The sequence below is a fragment of the Pseudoxanthomonas sp. PXM03 genome (assembly GCF_014852005.1).
GTDB lineage: Bacteria > Pseudomonadota > Gammaproteobacteria > Xanthomonadales > Xanthomonadaceae > Pseudoxanthomonas_A.
Genome location: NZ_JACVAU010000004.1, coordinates 75,325 through 89,944, shown reverse-complemented (window position 1 = coordinate 89,944; position 14,620 = coordinate 75,325). Strand labels below are relative to the sequence as shown.

Here is a 14,620-nt window from a genome sequence, read left to right as displayed (position 1 = left end):
TTCACTGCCCTTGCACGCGCTACCCGGGGCCAACCCGTGCAAGAGCAGAATCAAGATGGGTCCCAGCCTTCGCTGGGACGACGGGGTGTGGTCACTTCGTTATCCCGTCGAACGCGGGGATCCATTGGCATCAACGCGTGTGGATCGGATGGCCGCTTACCCGGCCTGCAGCCTCACACCGTCCCGCGGTTCTTCCCCTGCCACGGCCGGTACCAGTCGCGGATCGCGGCCATGTCGATGTCCATGTTGCCGGTGGGGTAGTAAACGTCGCCGATGCCGATGGTCTTTTCCGGATAGTGGAAGTACGCCATCAGGATCGGCACCTGCGCCTGGTGGGCGATCTTCAGGAAGCCCCCCTTCCACTTGTCCACGCGCTTGCGCGTCCCTTCCGGCGTCAGCGCGAACCACATCTTCTCGGACTGTCGCAGCATACGTACGGCCTGCTCCACCGTGCCCTGCGGCGAGCTGCGGTCCACTGGCACCACGCCCAGCTTCCGGAGCAGCGGCGACAGCGGCCACCAGAACAGCTGCGCCTTGCCCAGCACGCGCACCTGGAAGCCCATCGCGATCTTCGCGGCCATGCCCCAGATGCCGTCCCAGTTGGACGAATGCGGTGCCACGATCATCACCAGCTTCGGGATGTCCGGCAGCGTGCCGGTCATCTTCCAGCCGAACGTGCGCAGGAACGTGCGGCCCAGCCAGCGGGTGAACCGGTTCGGTGGCACCTGCGGCATGTTGGGCGGGATGCGCGGAATGATGTCGTCGCTCAAACAATTACTCCCATTGGTTCTTCTGCGAGCGGCCGCGCTTGATCTGGCTGCGCTCGCGCTTTGCATCCAGCCGACGCGCCTTGGCGGCGCGCGAGGGTCGGGTGGCCACGCGTTTCTTCGGCGCCACCAGCGCGGCGGCAATGATGGCGGCCAGCCGTTCGCGTGCGTCCTGGCGGTTGCGGTCCTGCGTGCGGAAACGCTGCGCATCGATCACCAGCACGCCCTCGTCGGTCAGGCGACGGTCGCGCTTGGCCAGCAGGCGCTCACGCACCACGTCGGGCAGCGACGGCGAGCCGGCCACGTCGAAACGCAGTTCCACGGCGGTGGATACCTTGTTGACGTTCTGGCCGCCGGCGCCACTGGCACGCACGAAGCGCTCGACCAGTTCGTCGTCCGGAATCGTCAGTGTGGGCGTGATCTCGAGTGCATTGCTCCCCATGTGGGGATTGTAGTCAGGATGCGTGTCCGTTCGCAGCGCGAGGGGGTGGATTTGCCGACGATTAACACCAGATTTACTCCCGGACAGGCACCCTGTGGCCCCGCTCCACGCCGTCCCTACCGCATGATTCGACCCTCGCTGAACGCGGCGCACCCGTTCCTTCGCGCGCTGCTGGTCCTCGCACTGGCCCTGGCCGGTCCAGCCTTCGCCGCCGAGCCTTCCGATACCGACATCGACCGCCTGCTGAAGGCGTCCCGTGCCGAGAGTCTGCTGGCCGGGATGATTCCGCAGATGGAAGCGGTGCAGCAGCAGGAGTTCGACAAGCACTTCGCCGGCAAGGAGATGACCGAGGAACAGAAGGCCGAAGTCGCCCGGATCCAGGCAAAGACCCGGGAGATCGTGCGCAAGGCGCTGTCGTGGGAAGAGATGCGCCCTGTATATCTGGACGTCTACAAGAAGACCTACACGCGCGAAGACGTGCGCGCGATCACCAAGTTCTACGAAAGCACCGCCGGCCAGCGCATGCTCGAGAAGAGCCCCGCGCTGATGCAGAACATCATGACCGCCGTGCAGCAGAAGATGGTGCCGATGCTGGAAGAGTTGCAGGGCGAGATCAAGAACATCCCGGTCACGCCGCCGCCTCCGGTCTCACCACCGCAGAAGCGCCGCCGTACGCGCTGACGCCTGGAAACAGGCTTGTGCGGTGTTGGAGCGACGTCAGTCGCGATGATTTGCCGGTAACGCTTCATCGCGACTGACGTCGCTCCCACATCCCAGCGCACAGCTTGCTTCAGGGCACCAACTGGTCGCGCGGCGGCAACCGCCAGTCGATCGGCGCGTGTCCGCGCTGCGCCAGGTACTGGTTGGTCGCGGAAAAATGCCCGCAGCCCAGGAACCCGCGATGCGCCGACAACGGCGAGGGGTGTGGCGCGCGCAGCACGCGATGGCGACGCGTGTCGATGATCTTGCCCTTGGCCTGTGCGTAGCTGCCCCACAGCAGGAACACCAGACCTTCGCGCTCGCGTGCCAGTGTCTCGATGGCATGGTCGGTAAACCCTTCCCAGCCCTTGCCCTGGTGCGCACCCGCACGACCTTCCTCGACCGTCAGCACGGCATTGAGCAGCAGCACGCCCTGGCGCGCCCACGGCAGCAGGCAGCCGTGATCCGGCGGCGGAATGCCGAGGTCGGCATTGATTTCCTTGTAGATGTTCACCAGCGACGGCGGCACCGGCACCCCCGGCAGCACCGAGAAACACAAGCCATGCGCCTGGCCGGGCCCGTGGTACGGATCCTGGCCGAGTATCACTACCTTCACCGCATCGAACGGCGTGGCGTCGAACGCGGCGAAGATCTGCGGCCCCGGCGGATAGATGCGCGCACCCGCAGCCTTGCGCTGGCGCAGGAAGGCCGACAGATCGCGCATGTCCGGCCGCTGCAGCCAGTCGCCGATGTGCGCCTTCCACGAAGGCTCCAGCTTGATGCGGTCGTCGTCGGTCATGCGGTGTCGCGCGCGCCTCAGACCAGGCTGCGGGATTCGTCCATGCGCGCGAGGCGCAGCTGGAACAGCACCTTGGTCACCAGCAGGCGTTCGGCGATGGGCTTCAGCACCAGGTCGTTGGCGCCGGCCTGCAACAACTCGGCCTGGTTGTCGCGGTTGCTGTCGCCGGTCATCACCAGGATCGGCAACCGCCGCTTGCCGTAGGCGAAGTCCACGCGGATGCGCTGCACGATGTCGCGACCGCTCAACTCGCCCTTCAGGATGACGTCGGTGAGCACCAGATCGAACTTGTGCGTGGACAGGCCCAATGATTCCGCCGTGAGCAGGGCGAACGCGTCCTCGGCCTTCAGCACGTGCACCACGTTGAGCGACTGGCGCTCCAGCATGCGCCGCGTGGTCTCGGCGACGACGCGGCTGTCTTCGATGTACAGGATCGTGGCGCCCACGATCGGTTCGGGCTGCACGTAACCCCGGATGAAGGTCGCAAGTGCTTCGTGGCCGAGCGACTTGTCGAAGTAATCGGTGACGAACTCGGTGAAGCGACGCTCTTCGAGATGTTGCTGGGCATCGCCGGAGACCACGATCACCGGCACGTACGCCTGTCCCGCCGCCTCGCGCACGCTGCGCGCGATCTCCAGTCCGTCGCCATCAGGCAGTGCGAGCGCCGTCGTCACCAGGTGCACTTCGCCACCCGCCAGTGCATTGCGCGCTTCGGCGACGCTCGAGCAGCCGATCACCTGCACCCCCGGCAACTCGCGCTGCAGCACGTCGGCAATCAGCTTGCGGACCAGCTTGGACCCGTCCACCACCATCACGCGGGGCGCGTCGCTGATCAGGTGCCGGAGCTCTTGGGCCATGAAGGGGAGGAATCTCAGGTTTCAGTCGGTCGAGTCTGACGCAAGAAGTGGCCTGTCACCAGCCATGCCCCCACCCAGCCGATGACCGTAGCCGCCGCCACGACGGCCGTCGCGCCAAGCGGGTCCAGCCCGACCAGCGAGAACGGGCTGCCGTAGCTGCGCACCAGCGCAGCCAGCGGCGCCTGCAGCGCCAATGCCGCCAACGTCAGCAGGCCCAGCGCCAACGCGCCTGCGGCCAGGCCGTACCAGGCGCCCAGGTAGACGAACGGACGTCGAATGAAGCCATCACTGGCGCCCAGCAACTGCAGTACGCCGATTTCCTCGCGCCGCGACTGGATGTCCAGGCGCACCGTGTTGCCCACCACCAGCAAAGCACCCAGTCCGAACAGCGCAGCGAGCACCCAGACCAGTCGCTTGCCGAAGCCCATCCACCCGGCCAGGCGCTCGCGCCATGCCGCGTCGTGCTGCAGCAGATCGGTTTCCGGCAAGGCTTCGAGCGCAGCGACAAGCCGCGCCTCGTCGCCTTCGGGCACGACTACCAACAGGCTGGGCAGCGGATTGCCATCGAGCAGGTCCAGCGACGCGCTCAACCCGCTGCGCTCGCGGAATTCGGCCAGGCCCTCTTCGGGCGTACGTACCGCCACGCTGGCGACATCGGCGCGCGCGCGCAATTCCTCGGCCAACGCCTGCGCACGTGCAACCTGTGTCTCCGGCGCGAGGAAGAGATCGATCTCGCGCGACTGTTGCACATCGCCCGCGAAGTGGCCCACGTTCTGCAGGGCCAGCCACAGGCCCAGCGGCAGCACGAATGCCACCGCCATCACACCGATGGTCAGCAGCGTGGCCCATGGGCGCCGCACCGCACGGCCGAGGCTCGAAACGAAGCTGTAGAGATGCTGGTCCAGCCAGATGCCGGCGCCGGAGCGCCGCCGCACGCGGGTGTTCTCGAGATCGCTCATTCGGCCAGGTCCGCAGGCGAGATGTCGTCGACCAGCTTGCCGTGGTCGAGGATCAGCACGCGCTTCTTCATCCGCTTGAGCAGCGACAAGTCATGGCTGACCACCAGCACGCTGGTGCCACGTTCCGGCATGGATGCGAACAGCGACATGATTTCGGCCGCCAGCGTGGGGTCCAGGTTGCCGGTCGGTTCGTCGGCCACCAGCAGGCGCGGCTCGGCGACGATGGCGCGCGCGATGCCCACGCGCTGCTGCTCGCCGGCGGACAGCTGGGTGGGGAGCGCCTTCTCGCGATGGCCCAGGCCCAGCCGCGCCAGCACTTCGCGCACGCGCTTGCCGATGTCGCCCCGGCGGTCGCCGCGCAGGATCAGCGGCAGCGAGACGTTCTCCATCACCGTGCGGTCGGTCAGCAACCGGTGGTCCTGATAGACCACGCCCACGTCACGGCGATGCAGCGGAATACGCCCGCCACGGACCTTCAGCAGGTTCCTGCCACCGAACACCACCGCACCGCGGCTGGGCCGCTCGCTCAGGTGGATCAGCTTCAGCAGGGTGCTCTTGCCGGCGCCGGAATGGCCGGTGACGAACAGCATCTCGCCCTCGGCCACCTCGAAGCTGACGTCCTCCAGTGCCGCATGGCCACCGGGGTATTGCTTGCTGACGTTTTCGAATCGAAGGACGCTCATGTCCGTCGATTATGCCGGACCGATCAAGACACTGGCGATGCCGCCGCACAAAAGAAGAAGCCGGGACATGCCCGGCTTCTTCTCCTCACGCGCAGCGACGCGACTCAGCCGCCGGACACCAGCGAGCGGATCTTGCGTCCGAGCCGCGTCAGGAAACCCGCGTTCTCGTCGGCCGGCTTCGGTGCGGACGCGGGCTTCGGTGCGGACGGCGCGACGTTCGCCACGGCGCCCTCGGCCCCTTCGAGCGGACGGCCGTGGCGACGACGGCGGCGCTTGCGCGGCTTGCGCTCGCCTTCCGGCAACGCGGCAGCCTCGGGACGCGCCACTTCGACAGGATGCGCCGCCGGTGCCGCTGCGGCCGCCACAGCGACGACAACCTCGCCTTCGGGGCGTGGCGGACGCGGTGCGCGCGGCGGACGCGGCTTGCCATCGGCCGAACGCGGACCGTCGCGGCGAGCACCTTCGCGACGACCCGCGCCACCGGATCCACCGGGCTTGCGGCCACCGCCACGACGCTCTTCGTCGGCCGCCTTCTGTTCGCGGGCCTCGCGGAAGATCTGGCTGACGCTTTCTTCTTCGTCATCGCCCTCGCCCGCTGCCGGCTTCGGACGCTCCGGACGCGGCAGCGCGGTCAGCAGCTCGGCGGTGACCGGCTCGGACGGGATCTTCTGTTCGATGTAGGCCTCGATGTCGGGCAACGACATCGCATAGCGCTCGCAGGCGAAGCTGATCGCATCGCCCTCGGCGCCCAGGCGCGCGGTACGGCCGATGCGATGCACATAGTCCTCGGCATCGAACGGCAGGTCGTAGTTGAACACGTGCGACACGCCATCGATGTGCAGGCCGCGCGCGGCCACGTCGGTGGCCACCAGCAATTCGAGCTGGCCGGCCTGGAATCGCCTCAGCAACGATTCGCGCTTCTTCTGCGGCACGTCGCCGGACAGCACGCCGACGCGGTAGCCGGCCCGTTCCAGCGCGCGCGCCACGCGCTCGACGAACGCCTTGGTGTTGACGAACACCATGGTGCGCGCGCCTTCGCTGCGCGACAGCAGGCCGATCAGCAGCGGGATCTTTTCTTCATCGGCCGGGTAGTAGAGCTTCTGGCGCACCCTGGCCGCGGTGATGAACTCGGTCTCGACAACGAGCTTCTCGGGCTCGTTCATGTGCTCGTAGGCCAGCTCCAGCACGCGGTGCGACAGCGTGGCCGAGAACAGCAGTGTCTGCCGTGTGGTGCGTTCGGGCATGCGCCGCAGCAGGAAGCGGATGTCCTTGATGAAGCCGAGGTCGAACATGCGGTCGGCTTCGTCCAGCACGCACATCTCGCAGGCGTGCAGGCTGACCACCTTGTGCTGCTTGACGTAGTCGATCAGGCGACCGGGGGTGGCGATGATGACGTCCACGCCCTGCTGCAGGATCTCGCGCTGCTTGTCGTAGTCCACGCCACCGTAGACCAGCGCGAAGCGCAGCCCAAGGTCGGCGCCGAACTTCACCGCATCCTTGTGGATCTGGATGGCCAGCTCGCGGGTCGGCGCGAGGATCAGCGCGCGCGGATCCTCGGGCTTGCGATCGGCCAGCGCCGGGCGGATCAGCAGGCGGTTCATCACCGCCACCAGGAACGCCAGCGTCTTGCCGGTGCCGGTCTGCGCCTGGCCGGCCACATCGCGGCCCGCGAGGGCAACCGGGAGCGTCATCGCCTGGATGGGCGTGCAGCGGGAGAAACCTGCGGCTTCCAGCCCAGCCAGAAGCGCCGGATGCAGGTCGAACGAGGAGAAAGTGATATCGGTTAACGGTTTGTCGCTCATGCCTTCTTCTTTGCGTCGCTGTGTTCCGCGCGCGTCTCTTATGAATGCGGTGGGTGTGCTTGCATCGGCCGTACCGGCGTCGCACACTGCGCCCCCTGTGCCGGGTTGCGCGACCACCTGGGTAACCTTGAAAAGGTCGCGGAACGCCCCAGTTTACCCCAATAGTGGTGGCCGTCCCGGCCCGAACCCGTCCGCGCCCGGCCGCGGACTCCGCAGGAGATCCCCGTGAGCGACAAAGTGACCCACGTCGGCGATGCCGATTTCGATGCTGCCGTGCTGCAGTCCGGCGAACCCGTACTGGTGGACTTCTGGGCCGAATGGTGTGGCCCGTGCAAGATGATCTCGCCCGTGCTCGACGAGCTGGCCGAGACCTACGGCGGCAAGCTGAAGGTCGCCAAGGTGAACGTGGACGAGAACCGCGCCACCGCCATCAAGTACCACGTGCGCTCCATCCCGATGCTGCTGCTGTTCAAGGATGGCCAGATCCAGGCCACCCAGATCGGCGCCGTCGGCAAGGGGCAGCTGACCCAGATGATCGACAAGGCCCTGGGCACCCAGGCCGCCTGATGCCCCGTGAGCCCCCGTCCAGGCGGGGGCCCAGGCTGAATCCGCTTGAACCCATCGCCCCCACGCGGCTTGCCGCCCTCCCGGGCCGGTGGTAGTGTCGAACCCGAAATCCGGCGCAGGGGATGCGCCGCACCCATCTGATCTGAATACCCACTCTTCACTTCACCCCGCCGCCGCAACGCCGGCGCTCGCCACCTAGCGAGGAATCGCACCTTGTCCGACAGCAGCAACGAAACCGGCGCTCCCGCCGAAAAGCGCGTGCGCAAAGCCCGTGTCCCGAAGACCACGCCCGCCGATACCGCCGCCGCACCGGCAGAGCGCATCGACCCGGCGCCGCAGCTCCCGCTGCCGCCGGTGACCAACGAGCGCCCGCCTACCCCCGCGCCGTCCGTCGAGTCACATGACGGCGGCGGCGGCGCGCATGCGCCGCAGACCCAGGCCGGCGGCCAGCAGCAGGAAGGCGGCGACCAGCGCGACGGCCGCTTCAACAACAACAACCGCCGCGACCGCTTCCGCAACCGCCGCGAGCGCAACCGTGATCGCCAGGGCAACGACGGCCTGCCGCAGGACGGCAACGGCAACGGTCAGGACAACACCTTCGTCCCCCGCGCCATGCCGAACGTGCCGGAGGGCTTCCCGCAGTACTCGCTGGGCGACCTCAAGCGCATGCCCGCGCCCAAGCTGCTGGACATCGCCGAGCAGCTGAACATCCAGGAAGGCGTCGCCCGCGCCCGCAAGCAGGACGTGATCTTCGCGCTGCTGAAGGTGCTGACCCGCCATGGCGAAGGCGTGGCCGCCGACGGCGTGCTGGAAATCCTGCCGGACGGCTTCGGCTTCCTGCGCGCGGCCGAGGCCAGCTACCTGGCCGGCCCGGACGACGTGTACATCAGTCCCAGCCAGATCCGCCGCTTCAACCTGCGCACCGGCGACCACCTGGCCGGCCGCATCCGCTGGCCGAAGGATGGCGAGCGCTACTTCGCGCTGTCGACCATCGACACGATCAATGGCGAGCCGCTGGAAGCATCGAAGAACAAGGTCCTGTTCGAGAACCTGACGCCGCTGTTCCCGCGCCGCCGCTTCACCCTGGAGCGCGGCAACGGCTCGTCGGAAGACATCGCCGGCCGCATCCTCGACCTGATGGCACCGCAGGGCAAAGGCCAGCGCGCGCTGATCGTGTCGCCGCCCAAGGCGGGCAAGACGATCATGATGCAGCAGATCGCCACCGCCATCACGACCAACCACCCGGACGTGCACCTGATCGTGCTGCTGGTGGACGAGCGTCCGGAAGAAGTCACCGAAATGCAGCGCACCGTGCGCGGCGAAGTGGTGTCTTCGACCTTCGACGAACCGGCCGCCCGCCACGTGCAGGTTGCCGAAATGGTGATCGAACGCGCCAAGCGCCTGGTCGAGCACAAGAAGGACGTGGTGATCATGCTGGACTCGATCACCCGCCTGGCCCGCGCCTACAACAACGTCGTGCCCAGCTCCGGCAAGGTGCTGACCGGCGGCGTGGACGCCAACGCCCTGCACCGCCCGAAGCGATTCTTCGGCGCCGCGCGTAACGTCGAGGAAGGCGGCTCGCTGACCATCATCGCCACGGCGCTGGTCGAGACCGGCAGCAAGATGGACGAGGTGATCTACGAAGAGTTCAAGGGCACCGGCAACAGCGAAGTGCATCTGAACCGCCGCATCACCGAGAAGCGCGTCTACCCGGCCATCGACATCAACCGCTCCGGCACGCGCCGCGAAGACCTGCTGATCGAACCGGAACTGCTGCAGAAGATCTGGATCCTGCGCAAGCTGCTGCACCCCATGGACGAGATCGCGGCGATGGAGTTCCTGCTGGACAAGATGAAGAACACGAAGTCCAACGACGAGTTCTTCAGCTCGATGAAGCGCTGAACCGCTCCGACAGCAGACAAGAAAAAGCCCCGCGATGCGGGGCTTTTTCGTTGGCTTCCACGCGCGTATCGGGCGCGAATGGCCTTCACGCTATGCTAGGCGCCATCCAGTGGGGTCAGCAGCCGGGGGCCGCTCTTGTTGCCGGCAAGGTGGACGCCACCCTCGGCGAGCGCGCCAGGGGCGAACCCCGGTTGATCTTCATCCGGCGCCCAGATCGGACGTGATCGCGGGCCGGGTACGTAAACCTCCCACTTGCCCTGGCGCTGCTGGCCGCTGAAGGTGAAGTCCACGGGCACACGCACCACCCAGTACGGTTGCGTTGCCTCCTCGCCTGCGGTCGGCGGGGTGAACGTCCATGTCCGGGCCGCCGCCATCGCGGCGGTGGCGAAACGTTCGCGATACTGGTTCATCTGCGCCTCGTTGGTGACGATGCGCAGATTGACCTGCTCGGTCGCCACTTCGCCGACGCTGCCGTCACGCTCGACCTTGACCAGCAGATAGGCGGTGCCCTGTGCACCACTCCGGGCCGGACCGGCCGGGTAGCTCGGCGGCTTGAGTTTGAGCGCAACAACGCGCTCGGCCTCGGGAATCGCTGCATAGTCGCCGAAATCCGCGCCGCGGATGGACACCTGCATCTGGTCATCACCTATCGACTTGCCCACCACCAGCGCACTCATTTTCGTCAACGCGCGGCGTGGCTTGCCATCCACCAGCACGGGTTCGAAGCGCCACGCCGCGACATTGCCGCCGACGAACGCCGCGATGCCCTTGGGCAACGCGTCCGGCGCATCCAGCTCCACGCGCTCGACGCTGCCATCGGTGGCGATGGTGATCGATCCGGTCACCCGCAGGCTGGCCTCCACCTGCTTGCGCACGGCCGCCGCCCCCTGGGCCAAGGCTGGCTGTGCCAGCATCAGGGCGGCAACCAAGATCGCGGCACGCCACATGATTCCTTGCTTCATCATCCTCTCCCTCATCCGTGAAAATGCGGCCCGGTCCGGGCCCTTCCGCCGCATACTATCGCCACGAGACAACGCATGCACGGCCAAGGCCGGAACCGGCCCTGTGCACAAGACGAGGGACGGGAAGCGCGATGACGACCGCCTCCGGCAGGCAAGTGCAAGTGCCAACGCGCGGCCAAGCAAAGGGGGTTGCGCTCATCGGCACTGGAAATCGTCGGCTCCCACCGGACCACAACCGTCGCCCCACCGGCCAGTCTGCCGCCAGTAGTCGACCACGCCGGCTTTCACGAGCAACGTCTTGAAGTCGGGGTGCGCGCGTGCACCGGAGTACGGCACGTTCCAGAAGGCGACGTAGGCGTGTTGCGCCATGGTGCCGTCCTCGAATCCGGGCCGGGCTTCGAGTTCCTTGCGCAACGACCTCACCGCCAGGCCCGCATCCCCCAGTGCGTCAGCCACGCTGGTGCGTACGTACGCGACCTCGACTCCGCCGGCGTAAGCATCGTCCGCCAGCGCACGGCGCACGAGCACAAGCATCGCCTCCCGATCGTCCAGCACTTCGCCCAGATCGTGCAAGAATGGCGTATCGAGACCGTCGTATCGCAGCAAACGGCGATGCAGGGCTTGCAGCTCAGGCGTCCCTCCGGGCCGCCGGCCCGCGAGCTGGCGGAAAAAAGCCACGTAATCCGGCTCGCGCTGGCTGCCCTCCAGCCGAAGACCGCGCTGGTATTCGGCCTCCGCGTCCGGGTAGCGACGCGCGGCGGTGTAGTCGTACTGCAGGTCGCGCGACAGGAACAGCGCCCTGGGTTCGGTGGCACGCACCTGCTCCACCAGCGCGATGGTGTCCTCCAGATGGCCCATTGCATAGAGCATGTAGGCGTAGTCCCACGTGCGCTCCTTGGTCAACGGTCCGGCATCGGCGATCTGCCTGGCCAGCGCGATAGCCTCGGCCCGCCTGCCTTCGCGCCACAAGGCATTGGACCGGTCGCGCCTGGCCACCCAGCTCTCAGGCGCGATGCGGGCGATATGGTTCCGGATCTGCAACGCCTCTGCACGCAACCGATCGGCCTGCACATCGTCGAGTTCCTCTGCCATGGCATTCAGCGAAACCGCGAGCGCATCCCAGCACAGCACGCATTGCGCATCCAGCACCACCATCTCGCGTGCAAGCTGCAGACGCAGGCGGTCGTGTTCGAAGTCGAACTGCTCGCGCATCACGATGCTGCGCCAGCGCAGGAATCGTTCGTAAGCATCGACCTGCGTGGTGCCGCCCTGCTCACGGTTGAACCTGGCCACATCCAGCTTCACGCTGAGCGCTCGCGCCACATCGCGCGCAACCTCGTCCTGCACGGCGAATACGTCGCGCAGTTCGCGCGCGTAGGTCTTCGACCACAGCTGGGAGCCATCATCGGCACGGATCAACTGTGCGGTGACACGCAGGTCGCTCCCCTCGCGGCGCACGCTGCCCTCCAGCAGATAGGCCACACCAAGCGCATGCCCGACGGCGCGCGGGTCATCGCGCTTGCGGTTGACCGCCGCACTGGAGGTACGACCCACCACGCGCAACGCGGGAGACTGCGCCAACTGGTTGCGGATTTCCTCGGCAAGGCCGTCGGCCATGTAAGCCTGATCGCGCGCCTGCGACAGGTCGGCGAACGGCAGGACGGCCAGCGAAGGCCGTGCTTGCGCCCCAGCCGCCACGCTGGACGTGTTGCGAACGGCGCCGCGCGGCATCCAGGCGGTCACCGCCACGATCAGCAGCACCAAGGCCGCCGCGGCCACGATCCACACCCAGCGCAAACGGGGTGCGGCCGTCGGCGCTTCTTGCGCTGCGACGCCATCGACCGGCGGCGCATCGAAGCGATAGCCGATCCCATACACGGTATGCAGCAGGCGCGGGTGCTGTGCGTCCTCGCCCAGCGCCTGGCGCAGCAGGCTCATGATCCGGTTAAGCGCGCTCTGGGTGACGTGGCGATGGCCCCAGACCGCATCCAACAGCTCCTCCCGGGTGAACACCCGGCCGGGCGAACCTGCCAGCAGCGCGAGCACGGCGAAGGCCTTGGGTTCCAGCGACTGCTCGCCGCCCGCGCGCATCAGCCGCCGACCGGCGAAGTCGATCACCACGTCGTCCAGGACCCATCGGCTGGGATTGGGATCAGGCGGCGGCATGCGGTCCCCCACGGGGCGACGCCCGCTCGTTCAAGTATAGGCACGACCCGAGTCGCGACGCCGGAGTCCGACAGGCGCGCCCTCACGACTTCCTGCGATTCTCCTAACGACATTCCCGTGCTCCATCCGGACGCTGCCGGCTGTGGAAGCGATCCGCCGCCAGGCCGGGAGAGAAGCACACATGAATACACCGCGCACGCGCTTGGCCCCCGCATTGCCCGGGGCGACCGGACAGCGTCTGATCCACGGGATGGGCCGCGTCATCCAGGCCACCGCCGTCGCCGGCCTGCTGGCATTCGGCGCTTACATCGTCCTTCGCGCCGCCGGTGCCACGCACAGGAATTTCGATCAGTGGCGCGCGCTGGTCGCGGGTCTGGCGATGCCGACGGCCCAGGACTGGATCGCCAATCTCGGCATCGGGCTGCATTTCGTCATGGGCGCGGTGCTGGTGCTGGCGTGGCCGATCCTGTTGTCGGCCCGCATCCGCGCCCGCCATCGCGCCGTGCATCGCTGGACGGGGCGGACCTATGTGACCGCCGGCATCCTGGCGGGCGCCGGGGGCATGTCATTCATCCTCACCCATGGCGCGTATACCCCATCGGCATCCGTCGCGTTCGCGATCTGGGGCGCGGTGATGATGCTGAGTGCGGTCATGGCCTATGTACACGCGCGCGCGAAACGTTTCGATCTGCACCGCGCATGGGCGATCAGACTGTTCGCGATGGTGCTGGGCTCATGGGTGTTCGACCTCGAGATCCGCGCATGGAAGGACCTGACCGGCGGGCTCGGCATGGGCGCAGGCAACGCCAGCGGTCCGTTCGACTACGCGATCCTGTACCTGTTCTTCGTTCCCAATCTGCTGATCGCTGAGTTCTTCATCCGCAACCAGCACAAGCACATCGCTGCGCATCGCGTCCTGAGATGGCTGGCGGTTGCGGTGCTCGCCGCCGTGGTGCTGGTGTTTGCGTATGCGGTGACTATGGTGACCGCGACATCTACCGGGAAGTACGGGAAGCACCTGCAACATTTCGTGACGGGTTGATTCACGCCCTTCGATGACGTTGGCCCTGGCGAGCCCATGGCTGACGCCTCCCAATCTGCAGCCGGACACGCCTCGCGGCGGGGAGTCACATCTTCTTGGCACAACCCTCGTCAGCCACCTTATGGCAATGGTGTCACCAGGCGTAGACCTTGCTTGCTCAATTGGCGAGGCGTTCCCGCCGTCATGGCTTCGGGTGAATCGCCGGCAAGCTCCTCGTCGACCCAAGCGGCCTTCGCGCGCGGACCTGGGATGTAGGCGGTCCAGCCGCCGTAGGGCGGTGGCTCGTCCAGGCTGAAATCCACGGGTACGCGGACCGACCGGAATTCCGCTCCTGCATCCGCGCCACCCGCCGTCGATGCGAACTGCCATTTCCTGGCCGTCCTGATGGATGCATCGGCGAACAGCTTGCGCAACTCGGCCATCTTCTTCTCACTTTCCAGCAACCGCAGGTTCACCTGTTCTGCGACGACATCCAGGACACGGCCGTCGCGCCCAACCTTGAGGATCAGGTACACCGTTCCCTGGGCTCCGCCGATGGCGGCTTCCTTGGGATAACGCGGCGGTTTCAGTCCACTGGCCGCAACCGCCTGGCCGTCTGCGGTTGATTCGGGAATGAAGCTGGCTGCCTGCAACCGCATGAGGAAGTCGCCGCCCTCCACCTCCCTGGCGACCAGCAGCAGGTTCATCCTGCTGCGAAGCTTGACCAGATTGGCGGTACCCCGCCGCGGCTCGAATGCCCACCCCGCCACACTGGCACGAATGAACTGCACCACGCTCGGTGGCAGCTTGCCTGGGTCTTCGAGCGTGTATTCCACAACCTCGCCATCCTCGCCGATCGTGATCTCTCCCTTAACCAGCAAGCTGATTTCGACCTGACTGCTCGCGATGCCGACTTCCTGGGCCTTTGCAGCATTGGCGACCACCATCAATCCCAACCCGAGCACGACGCCCCAGACACTCCACTGCTTCATCG

Annotated in this window: 14 protein-coding genes; 4 read left to right on the top strand and 10 right to left on the bottom strand. The window is 66.9% G+C overall.

The annotated features are described in order from the left end of the window. Positions 1-173: 173 nt before the first annotated feature. Together IB223_RS16655 and arfB are read right to left on the bottom strand one after the other, a co-directional pair. Positions 174-770 (bottom strand): lysophospholipid acyltransferase family protein, encoded by a 597-nt coding sequence (locus tag IB223_RS16655; RefSeq protein WP_305079813.1) that lies wholly within the window; start codon positions 768-770, stop codon positions 174-176. A 4-nt stretch (positions 771-774) separates the two neighbouring features. After that, positions 775-1,209 carry an alternative ribosome rescue aminoacyl-tRNA hydrolase ArfB gene (arfB, locus tag IB223_RS16650; RefSeq protein ID WP_192202876.1) on the bottom strand — a complete coding sequence of 145 codons (435 nt, stop codon included), beginning with the start codon at positions 1,207-1,209 and terminating at the stop codon, positions 775-777. Between the two features lie 123 nt (positions 1,210-1,332). On the opposite strand from arfB, the gene IB223_RS16645 reads away from it, so the two are divergent. Continuing rightward, on the top strand, positions 1,333-1,890 hold the full coding sequence (locus IB223_RS16645) for a DUF2059 domain-containing protein (protein WP_192202875.1): 558 nt from the start codon (positions 1,333-1,335) through the stop codon (positions 1,888-1,890). Positions 1,891-1,999: 109 nt separating this feature from the next. Here IB223_RS16645 and ung read toward each other — a convergent pair whose 3' ends face one another. The 5 genes from ung to rhlB all read right to left on the bottom strand — a co-directional run bounded on the left by ung (position 2,000) and on the right by rhlB (position 7,008). Continuing rightward, the gene (gene ung, locus IB223_RS16640; RefSeq protein WP_192202874.1) at positions 2,000-2,707 is read right to left on the bottom strand and encodes a uracil-DNA glycosylase; all 708 of its coding nucleotides are present in this window, start codon (positions 2,705-2,707) and stop codon (positions 2,000-2,002) included. 17 nt (positions 2,708-2,724) lie between these two features. Beyond that, the gene (locus tag IB223_RS16635) at positions 2,725-3,564 is read right to left on the bottom strand and encodes a response regulator (RefSeq protein ID WP_192202873.1); all 840 of its coding nucleotides are present in this window, start codon (positions 3,562-3,564) and stop codon (positions 2,725-2,727) included. Positions 3,565-3,578: 14 nt separating this feature from the next. Then, positions 3,579-4,523 (bottom strand): permease-like cell division protein FtsX, encoded by a 945-nt coding sequence (gene ftsX, locus IB223_RS16630; protein WP_192202872.1) that lies wholly within the window; start codon positions 4,521-4,523, stop codon positions 3,579-3,581. Then, positions 4,520-5,206 carry a cell division ATP-binding protein FtsE gene (gene ftsE, locus IB223_RS16625; protein WP_192202871.1) on the bottom strand — a complete coding sequence of 229 codons (687 nt, stop codon included), beginning with the start codon at positions 5,204-5,206 and terminating at the stop codon, positions 4,520-4,522. Before ftsE ends, ftsX begins: the two co-directional genes overlap by 4 nt. Before the next feature lie 104 nt (positions 5,207-5,310). Continuing rightward, entirely contained in the window at positions 5,311-7,008 is a 1,698-nt protein-coding gene (rhlB, locus tag IB223_RS16620; RefSeq protein ID WP_192202870.1) for an ATP-dependent RNA helicase RhlB, read from the bottom strand. A gap of 225 nt (positions 7,009-7,233) precedes the next feature. Between rhlB and trxA the strand changes: the two genes are divergently transcribed. Then, entirely contained in the window at positions 7,234-7,575 is a 342-nt protein-coding gene (gene trxA / locus IB223_RS16615; protein ID WP_055939299.1) for a thioredoxin TrxA, read from the top strand. A gap of 213 nt (positions 7,576-7,788) precedes the next feature. Further along, entirely contained in the window at positions 7,789-9,477 is a 1,689-nt protein-coding gene (rho, locus tag IB223_RS16610) for a transcription termination factor Rho (RefSeq protein WP_192202869.1), read from the top strand. Between the two features lie 95 nt (positions 9,478-9,572). Here the strand turns inward: rho and IB223_RS16605 are convergent, their stop codons facing one another. Then, on the bottom strand, positions 9,573-10,439 hold the full coding sequence (locus IB223_RS16605; protein WP_192202868.1) for a protein tonB: 867 nt from the start codon (positions 10,437-10,439) through the stop codon (positions 9,573-9,575). 195 nt (positions 10,440-10,634) lie between these two features. Next, positions 10,635-12,605 carry a winged helix-turn-helix domain-containing protein gene (locus IB223_RS16600; protein ID WP_192202867.1) on the bottom strand — a complete coding sequence of 657 codons (1,971 nt, stop codon included), beginning with the start codon at positions 12,603-12,605 and terminating at the stop codon, positions 10,635-10,637. Positions 12,606-12,786: 181 nt separating this feature from the next. On the opposite strand from IB223_RS16600, the gene IB223_RS16595 reads away from it, so the two are divergent. Continuing rightward, complete coding sequence (locus IB223_RS16595; protein ID WP_192202866.1) at positions 12,787-13,647, top strand: DUF2306 domain-containing protein; 861 nt, start codon at positions 12,787-12,789, stop codon at positions 13,645-13,647. Positions 13,648-13,766: 119 nt separating this feature from the next. On the opposite strand, the gene IB223_RS16590 is transcribed toward IB223_RS16595, so the two are convergent. Further along, a complete protein-coding gene (locus IB223_RS16590) occupies positions 13,767-14,618 on the bottom strand; it encodes an energy transducer TonB (RefSeq protein ID WP_192202865.1) in 852 nt (283 codons plus the stop codon). Positions 14,619-14,620: the final 2 nt, after the last annotated feature.

Coding starts and splice junctions, on each gene's coding strand:
- arfB (WP_192202876.1), bottom strand. CDS start 1,209: ATGGGGAGCAATGCACTCGAGATCACGCCCACACTGACGATTCCGGAC.
- IB223_RS16645 (WP_192202875.1), top strand. CDS start 1,333: ATGATTCGACCCTCGCTGAACGCGGCGCACCCGTTCCTTCGCGCGCTG.
- ung (WP_192202874.1), bottom strand. CDS start 2,707: ATGACCGACGACGACCGCATCAAGCTGGAGCCTTCGTGGAAGGCGCAC.
- IB223_RS16635 (WP_192202873.1), bottom strand. CDS start 3,564: ATGGCCCAAGAGCTCCGGCACCTGATCAGCGACGCGCCCCGCGTGATG.
- ftsX (WP_192202872.1), bottom strand. CDS start 4,523: ATGAGCGATCTCGAGAACACCCGCGTGCGGCGGCGCTCCGGCGCCGGC.
- ftsE (WP_192202871.1), bottom strand. CDS start 5,206: ATGAGCGTCCTTCGATTCGAAAACGTCAGCAAGCAATACCCCGGTGGC.
- rhlB (WP_192202870.1), bottom strand. CDS start 7,008: ATGAGCGACAAACCGTTAACCGATATCACTTTCTCCTCGTTCGACCTG.
- IB223_RS16605 (WP_192202868.1), bottom strand. CDS start 10,439: ATGAAGCAAGGAATCATGTGGCGTGCCGCGATCTTGGTTGCCGCCCTG.
- IB223_RS16600 (WP_192202867.1), bottom strand. CDS start 12,605: ATGCCGCCGCCTGATCCCAATCCCAGCCGATGGGTCCTGGACGACGTG.
- IB223_RS16595 (WP_192202866.1), top strand. CDS start 12,787: ATGAATACACCGCGCACGCGCTTGGCCCCCGCATTGCCCGGGGCGACC.
- IB223_RS16590 (WP_192202865.1), bottom strand. CDS start 14,618: ATGAAGCAGTGGAGTGTCTGGGGCGTCGTGCTCGGGTTGGGATTGATG.